Source organism: Candidatus Zixiibacteriota bacterium, assembly GCA_040753495.1.
Taxonomy (GTDB): domain Bacteria; phylum Zixibacteria; class MSB-5A5; order GN15; family PGXB01; genus DYGG01.
In genome coordinates, this window is sequence record JBFMEF010000121.1 from 1 (window position 1) to 6932 (window position 6932).

Consider the following 6932-nt stretch of genomic DNA (forward strand, 5'->3'; position numbering starts at 1 on the left):
GGAACGGTTCCAGTCGCCAGATTCAGATTTCTACTTCATCCTTGACAGAGGTTTATATCGAAAGCAGTCAACGGTATGGTCATTGACCATCCCGATGGCCTGCATGAAAGCGTAGCAGATGGTAGGTCCGACGAAGCGGAATCCCCGCTTTTTCAGGTCCTTGCTCATCCGCTCCGCTTCAGCGGTCATAGCCGGCACCTCTTTCATGCTCTTGCGGGCGTTCAGGAGCGGTTTCCCTCCGACAAAGGACCAGATATATTTATCGAAACTGCCGAATTCTTTCTGGATTGCCAGATAGGCCTGGGCATTGGCGATGGTGGCTTCGATTTTGAGACGGTTACGGATTATGCCTTCGTTCTTAAGAAGGGTTTTGACCCTGGCGGCGTTATATCGGGCGACTTTTTTGGGGTCGAAGTTGTCGAAGGCTTTGCGGTAATTCTCCCGTCTCTGGAGAATCGTCAGCCAGGTCAGCCCGGCCTGGGCGCCCTCGAGAATCAGAAATTCAAACAGCAGGCGGTCATCATGCACCGGCACTCCCCATTCGTTATCATGGTACTCAATCATTATTGGGCGTTGCGCCCAGGCACAGCGAGTCGGCATAATATCTCCTCGGCTAATTGACAAAGGAATTCTGTTATAAATTGATTAAGTCAGCGCGGCTTGTCAATCATTTCCTGAAGCCAGGCGGTCCAGCCGGTTTCGGGCATCTGCCATCTCGGGCAATTGTCGGTCGGCCGATTTCCAGATATTGAGGAAGGTGCGATATTGCTCGACAGCTTTATCGGTCTGTCCGGTATTCTCGTAGGCGATACCGAGGTAATAATGGTTTTTCACATCGGCGGCAAGATTCCAGATTCTGGCATTTGCATAGATACTAAGCGATCTACTCAGAATCTGTATTGCGCGTTCAGACCTGCCTGTATTGATACAGCACCTTGCCGCTATGCGGTCAATTAGAAAACTCCTGATTGAGGGCCATTTGGGGAATTTCTCATTTGCCGCAATTAAACTGCGGTAACTTGACTCATAAGCACCCTCTTCAAACGCAATCAAACCTTCGGCAATCAGACGGTCTTCACGGACTAACCATTTCGGCGTAAATGAACTCGTGCCGATACTCTCCAATTCCTTTCTCGCCTCATCATGACGATGAGTCCTTGCCAGAAGCCAGATGCGGTCTATGGCTAAAGATCTGCCTTGACGGAACCATTCTCTTTTTCGCGCTACTAATCCCGATTTGTCCAATTCTTCAAAGGCTTCATCGTTTTTCCCTAACTCCATTAATACCCCAGCCTTCAACTGCCTCTTGTATGAAATCATTATCTGCCGGGACGGATCCAATTCATCATCACTTATTGCGCTGTCAAGCATGGTTAGAGCCTTCTGGAAGTTGCCCTGATGAATCGGAATGGCCGCTTCATAGAAGCCGCTGTCAACCCAGGGGTGGCGGCGAGCAATCACGGATAATTTATTGAAGCACCGTTGGGCATCTTCATAATCCGTCCTCAGTATATAAAGAACGCCAAGATTGCAGCAAGTTGATGGCAATATTCCCTTCTTCAAGGCAATATTGTATCCCTGTATTGCGGCATCAGCCTCTCCCGCGAATGACAGAATCTCGGCCTGAGTGTCGTATGGCGCCGGTCCATCAGGAGCCAGTCTTATATATTGCTCCGCTGTTTGAAAGGATAAATGAACCTTACCAGCAAAGTAATATGCATAAGCCAATTGATTCCATGCCCTTTCAAAGTGAGGATCGAGTGAAATCGCCTTCACAAGATATGATATCGCCTTTTCATAATCCCCCAAATAATGATACCGCACACCAAGACTGAAATAGGCTTCCTTTTCATCTTTATGCCGCTCTATTAATCTTTCCAACTCATTTATCGCGTTAGGAATGTCATCCTCGGTTAGAGCCTTCCAACTCATTATGTAGCATTTCTCCTTGAACGTAGCCCTCTTCGAATACTCAACGGCCTTTGCGAGTAGGGCAAGTCTATTCGGTAAGGGCATCCTCGCCAGGGAATAGTAAGCCATTGCAAATTCGGGGTCATAGTCGAGCGCCTTCTCAAATTCCTCGCGCGCTTTGTCCTCCTGGACTTTGACCGTCCACTCTAATCCTGCAAGATAATGTCGATACGCTTCCGGCGACGAGGTCGTTACTTCCGCCACCGACCGCAGTGGCGACAGCAAGGGCTTCTTATCAATCGTTATCTTCTCTGTTATCATCGCCAGCAATTTATCAACCACAGTAAAAATGGTCTCGCTTTCTTCACCTCTAATTCTCAGCCCGGCAATGACCTTCCCCGAGGCAACTTCAATTACCTGTGATGATATTGTCAGAAGGGGCGTCTCCGCCAGAATCGCCCCCACCACCATCCACCGGGCGCCGGCCCGATGGGCAAGCTGTGATGCCACTGTCCGGTCAATCCGATTCTGCTTCTCCCGTCCCATCTGACGAAGCAAATCATACAGCCGCTGTGATGAAACCACCGTCAGTTGCGGATGGTCTGTCAGTCCCGAAATCAATAACGCCGAGATAACTTCTCCCCATTTTTTACTGTCGTCCGGGTCAAAAAGGTTATCAAAATAAAGGACAGCGATAATGTTTTCGGCGGTCTTTCGCGGGAATCCGTCAGAAACAGAATTCACCGGCGTCTTCCGAAATGATTCCGCGAGACTTTTCAGTTCGGAGTTGACTTCTTCCATCGTCTGATAACGAAGGTCGGGATTTTTCTCAATCATTTTGGAAATCAGGTCAGACAGAGTAGCCGGCACTTCCGGAACTATTGATTCCAGCGCCGGCGGGGTCTCATTTAGAATGGAGTGCATTACCGCGGCCGAGTATTCCCCTGCAAAGGGGGTCTGTCTGGCTATGATTTCATACAGCGTGACTCCGAAAGAGTAGATATCTGAGCGGTGGTCTATCTTTTCACCAAGCAGTTGCTCCGGCGACATATAGCCGAGTGTTCCCAAAGTCGTGCCGGTCCTGGTAATGTTTTCGACTCCTTTGAGAGATGCCAGCCCGAAATCGAGTATCTTAATTCTGTCACTGTGGTCAACAAGGATGTTGGCAGGCTTAATATCGCGATGAATTATTCCACTTTTGTGGGCGGCCTGGAGACCCTCGCTGACCTGATTCGCCAGTTCAATTATCTGCCCCAGATTCGGATTCTTCTTCTTTACATGCTCATTGAAGTCAAGTCCCTCTATAAATTCCATAACAAAATAGGGACGTCCCGCATATTCGCTTATCTCATGAATGACGACAATGTTGGGATGGCTCAGTTGCGCCGCCGCCTGCGCTTCGCGCAGAAAGCGGGCTTTCTTGGTCGCATCGGGGCAGCAATCCTCCGGCAGAAATTTCAGCGCCACCCGGCGATTCAACTTCAGGTCTTCGGCAAGAAAAATCTCTCCCATGCCGCCGGAGCCGATATGAGACAGAATTCTATAGTGAGAAATCAGGTCGCCTGAAGTTACCTTACCTGACGGCCCCTCTCCGGGACCCTTTTGATTTTCCCTCTCCATCAGATTTCCCCCATCCGGGGGCATAATAAATGGTCTGGATAACTATCACAATATATCAGGCGGCTCTTGAGGATGCAATTCAAATAAGCGGTGGAGAAGCTGTAAATACCTGGCTATTCAACTGTCACCACGGCGGCGCCGGTGAAGCGGCCGTGACGGAGGTCGTCAAGTGCCTCGTTCGCTTTCTCCAACGGATAGGGATGCACCTCGGTCTTGACCGGCACACGGGGCGCTAATCTCAGAAATTCTTCTCCATCCTTTCGGGTCAAGTTCGCCACCGAGCGCACCACTCTCTCCCCCCAGAGTATCGAGTACGGAAACGATGGTATGTCGCTCATATGAATTCCGGCGCAGACCACAATCCCCCCTTTGGCAGTGGCGCGAAGCGCCTTTGGGACCAGTTCCCCCGCCGGCGCAAATATAATGGCGGCATCAAGTAACGCCGGGGGAGCGCTCTCCGATTCCCCGGCCCAGACCGCTCCTAAATCCTGCGCAAACCGCTGCCCTTTGGTATCCCCCTTCCTCGTAAAGGCATAGATTTCCCGTCCCTGAAACTTTGCCACCTGGATTATTATATGAGCCGCCGCTCCGAAGCCATAGAGCCCCAACCGGTGAGCTTTCTCGGTCATCTTGAGCGACCGGTACCCGATAAGTCCGGCGCAGAGAAGCGGCGCCGCCTGCAGGTCGGGATATCCGGGCGGAATCGGGAAACAGAAATTCTCATCCGCAACGGTGTATTCGGCGAAACCGCCATCGATCTGGTATCCGGTGTATCTGGCGTTGTCGCACAGATTCTCTCGACCCGAAAGGCAATATAGGCAACTGCCGCAACTGCCGCCGAGCCAGGGAACGCCGACCTTGTCCCCCGTCTGGAATTTCCCCTTACTTTTTGAACTATCAACCACAGTCGCGACTATCTGATGCCCCGGTATCAAGGGGAGTTTCGGCTCGTTCAAATCGCCATCAACAACATGCAGGTCGGTTCGGCAGACCCCGCAGGCATGAACTTTGAGCAGCAGCTGACCATTTGATGGGACAGGAACCGGGGCATCCGCCGCCTGCAGCGGCCTCCCCTGTTTCTCGAGAATCATGGCGCGCATAATTGCATCATTCAAATAAGTTTTTACGGTGGCAACCAGGAGGAATCTAACCGAGACGCCGGAATTTGGCAATCGCCAATTTGGCAAAAAAAAGCAGGAGCCTCTCGCTCCTGCCTGTATTGTCATCAGCGTGGTTTTAAAGTTTTGACTTATCCGGTTAGCCCTGCATCACCGCCACCAGAAACAGGACGGCGACTCCCAGAATGGTATTGAGTGATGAATATATCTTTATCCCCTTCTGAGCCGCAAAGAATCCCGGGTCAGGCGCCGCACCCGGCGCCGGCGCGAGACGGCGCAGTCTTGGGGCATAGACAAAAGAGATAATTATCCCGAAGATTATCATGAGAAGTATCATCAGGTGCTTCACGGTAAGCAGAATGCCATAGGAAGAGACCGTATCAAACAGCATGCTCGAGGGGGTCTTGAGCAATCCGGTAACCAGCAGTATCAGTACCGAAACCCATGCCAGAATGGTGAAGCGCTTTGCCATAGCCCCCATCACCTTTCCTCGACCGGGGGGTTCCACCGCTCCTATCAACCCCGGAAAAATGGCGGCGTTATAAATCATCCCGCCAATCCAAGCCACGGTCGCTATGAGATGAAAAAAATTGATAATAACCGACGATGACATCACACACTCCTTTCACTTTGAATCAAGTTTAATCGCCGTCCACCATAATGGATTTATTAGACCAATTATGTCTCTATATACGGAAGAAATGAGGGATGTTTCAGAATTTTTCTGAAATCGGATGATTTTATGGGCTTGCTTCGTCCAATGGAACTGATTATAATGTAACATCTTATACTGATAGTTTTACAGCAATTTATGGAGCCGATTTTCAACCACCTTTTAAGTTCGAGCGACCCCTCGGTCAAATTCAAAACTCTCAAATATTTACTGGGCAGCCGGGATAACCGCGGCTCCGTTTCAAGGCTGCAAAAAGAGATAGTAGATTCGTCACGGGTAAGGAAACTGCTCTCCAAAAGAAACAAGAAAGGCGAGATAGCAGTCCATCCCTACGCGAAATGGTATGGTGCCCACTGGGTGCTGGTAGCGCTGGCCGATTTGGAGTATCCGCCCGGTGACCATTTTTTATTACCGTTGCGAAATCAAGTTTATGACTGGCTATTTTCTTCGCAGCATTCCAAGAGCATCCGGTATATTAAGGGACTGACTCGCCGATGCGCCTCGCAGGAAGGGAATGCTGTCTTCTCCACTCTTCGTCTGGGAATCGCCGATGAGCGCACCGATGAACTGGCGGCCCGCCTGGCGGAGTGGCAATGGCCTGATGGCGGCTGGAACTGCGACAAGAATCCGGAGACGAAAATTTCGTCTTACCGAGAAACGGTCGTGCCGCTCCGCGCTCTGGCGCTCCATGCCAAAATGACCGGGAATAAACGCTCAAAAGAAGCCGCCAATAAAGCGGCGGAATTGATTTTGAAACGGAGAATTTTCAGACGACTGCGTGACGGCAGTCCAATGGCCGAGTCATTTACCCGGCTTCATTATCCGCGCTATTTTGAATATGATTATCTTCACGCTTTGCTGGCGCTTGCCGAAGCGGGCATTACCAACGACTCCCGTTCTTATGATGCCTTGAGTCTTCTGGAATCGCGACGACTTCCCGACGGCGGTTTTCCCTGTGACCAGAAATTGTACCGTGTGTCCAAGAAGCCGGAAGGGAACAGAATTTCGCTTGTCGATTGGGGCAGCGCCGGAAAGACCCGCTCAAATGAATTCGTAACGATTGACGCCCTTTATGTCTTGAAATCATTCGGGCATATCAAGAAATAATCTCCGCGCTAAACCGGTATTACGCTGAAATAAAATTCGCCGTAGTTAGTACGATGAATAATGCCAGGATTCCCAATCTATAATGTTCTGGGTGATGCATATGTCGAACGGAATGACTGCCGGCTTGATCTCGAACACGGCGCCTGATCAGCAAGACCACTTTACCATGAAAACTGTTTCCTCTTGAGGTGAAGGCGGCGGTTATATCGTTAGCCCCAACCTCACTCTAACCATACTTCGGTGAGCTTCCGGTTTGCGACTGGGGCGTACTATACGGTGATGGGCGAAACTCGCTGGAAAACGCTTCCATATGGCAACGTCGCCTCTTGATATCACCGGTTACACGGCCAATTTATTTTTTAGACGGCAGTGGCGGCGGCACCATACACTGGGCGGCTGCAATATACCACTGGTCACCATCTTTCTGATACACGACCAGACAGAGACCATTGACTGACGGAAGGTCAATGCCATCAGCATCTTTCAAACCAAAAATTACGAAA

At 50.5% G+C, this 6932-nt stretch carries 5 protein-coding genes; 1 reads left to right on the forward strand and 4 read right to left on the reverse strand.

The annotated features are described in order from the left end of the window. Nucleotides 1–30: 30 nt before the first annotated feature. The 4 genes from AB1690_07875 to AB1690_07890 all read right to left on the reverse strand — a co-directional run bounded on the left by AB1690_07875 (nucleotide 31) and on the right by AB1690_07890 (nucleotide 5262). Nucleotides 31–600, reverse strand: coding sequence for a DNA-3-methyladenine glycosylase I (locus AB1690_07875; protein MEW6015226.1), 570 nt, complete (start codon nucleotides 598–600; stop codon nucleotides 31–33). Nucleotides 601–663: 63 nt separating this feature from the next. Then, a complete protein-coding gene (locus tag AB1690_07880) occupies nucleotides 664–3531 on the reverse strand; it encodes a protein kinase (GenBank protein MEW6015227.1) in 2868 nt (955 codons plus the stop codon). A gap of 113 nt (nucleotides 3532–3644) precedes the next feature. Then, complete coding sequence (locus AB1690_07885) at nucleotides 3645–4631, reverse strand: zinc-dependent alcohol dehydrogenase family protein (protein ID MEW6015228.1); 987 nt, start codon at nucleotides 4629–4631, stop codon at nucleotides 3645–3647. Nucleotides 4632–4788: 157 nt separating this feature from the next. Next, nucleotides 4789–5262, reverse strand: coding sequence for a CopD family protein (locus AB1690_07890; protein MEW6015229.1), 474 nt, complete (start codon nucleotides 5260–5262; stop codon nucleotides 4789–4791). Nucleotides 5263–5460: 198 nt separating this feature from the next. Between AB1690_07890 and AB1690_07895 the strand changes: the two genes are divergently transcribed. Continuing rightward, nucleotides 5461–6429, forward strand: a complete 969-nt coding sequence (locus AB1690_07895) for a hypothetical protein (protein MEW6015230.1) — start codon at nucleotides 5461–5463, stop codon at nucleotides 6427–6429. Nucleotides 6430–6932 lie beyond the last annotated feature (503 nt).

Bases quoted from the DNA above. Each gene is read 5' to 3' on its own strand.
- AB1690_07885 (MEW6015228.1), bottom strand. From the start codon at position 4,631: ATGCGCGCCATGATTCTCGAGAAACAGGGGAGGCCGCTGCAGGCGGCG.
- AB1690_07895 (MEW6015230.1), top strand. From the start codon at position 5,461: ATGGAGCCGATTTTCAACCACCTTTTAAGTTCGAGCGACCCCTCGGTC.
- AB1690_07880 (MEW6015227.1), bottom strand. From the start codon at position 3,531: ATGGAGAGGGAAAATCAAAAGGGTCCCGGAGAGGGGCCGTCAGGTAAG.
- AB1690_07890 (MEW6015229.1), bottom strand. From the start codon at position 5,262: ATGTCATCGTCGGTTATTATCAATTTTTTTCATCTCATAGCGACCGTG.
- AB1690_07875 (MEW6015226.1), bottom strand. From the start codon at position 600: ATGCCGACTCGCTGTGCCTGGGCGCAACGCCCAATAATGATTGAGTAC.